The 742-nt window shown below is 41.2% G+C and carries 1 protein-coding gene; it reads right to left on the bottom strand.

The window, feature by feature from the left end; all coding sequences use genetic code 11:
* Nucleotides 1-19 precede the first annotated feature (19 nt).
* Nucleotides 20-742: transposase (locus HR057_RS16835; protein ID WP_173732663.1), on the bottom strand; the 723-nt coding region annotated here is incomplete at its 5' end.

Genomic DNA, 742 nt, shown 5'->3' with positions numbered 1-742 from the left:
TAGGGTTTGCTGAACGGGTCTACAATTTTTTAAACTGACCCATGTTCCTTTGTAAAAATAGCTGCCCGAAAAAAAGAAAAAATAGAAGGCGTAGCTTGCGTTCCAGATTCATGACAAGAAACTGGATGCAAACAACCGTTTCGCTAGTTTTTTGAAGGCGTGCTCGAATACGGCCAAGCCCGTATGCACGCTTGCCTTCACCAAATTTTCCTTCAACTGCATTTCGTTCGGAAGCATCCTGTTTGGCTAAAATCTTTTGAGCTTTGTCTTCTTCTTTTGAAGGACGTCCGAGTTTTGGACCGCTAAGGCGGATGCCTCGTTCTTTGCAATATTGAAGGTTTTCTCGATTTCGATAGATTTTATCGGCCAAAACAGCTTCAGGATAAAAACCAAAGCGATCTCGATAGTCTTCAATAGACTCTTGAAGAGTTGTGCCTTCATTAAAGTTGTTCCAGTCCAGCTTTTCAACCATGACAAAACCATCGACAACACTAACGGCAACTTTTGATCCAAATTCGACATTTGCTTTCGCTTTTCCACGGACGATGGGCCGTACATATGGCTGGGAAATACTAACGATTCGATGATCGATGCGGTGGGTTTTTGTACGATGCATTTCTTCTTGTTGCCGATATAGTTCTTTAATCACAAGAAGCTCTCGGTATTCTTGTTTACTCAAAAGAGTCAATGAACTTTGCTCAGCTAGTTTTTGGATGATGTTAAGGTCTCTTTTGATATAATC

It is taken from the genome of Calidifontibacillus erzurumensis, assembly GCF_013303125.1.
In the GTDB taxonomy this organism is placed as follows: domain Bacteria; phylum Bacillota; class Bacilli; order Bacillales; family Bacillaceae_J; genus Calidifontibacillus; species Calidifontibacillus erzurumensis.
This window is presented reverse-complemented; position numbering and strand designations above follow the sequence as displayed.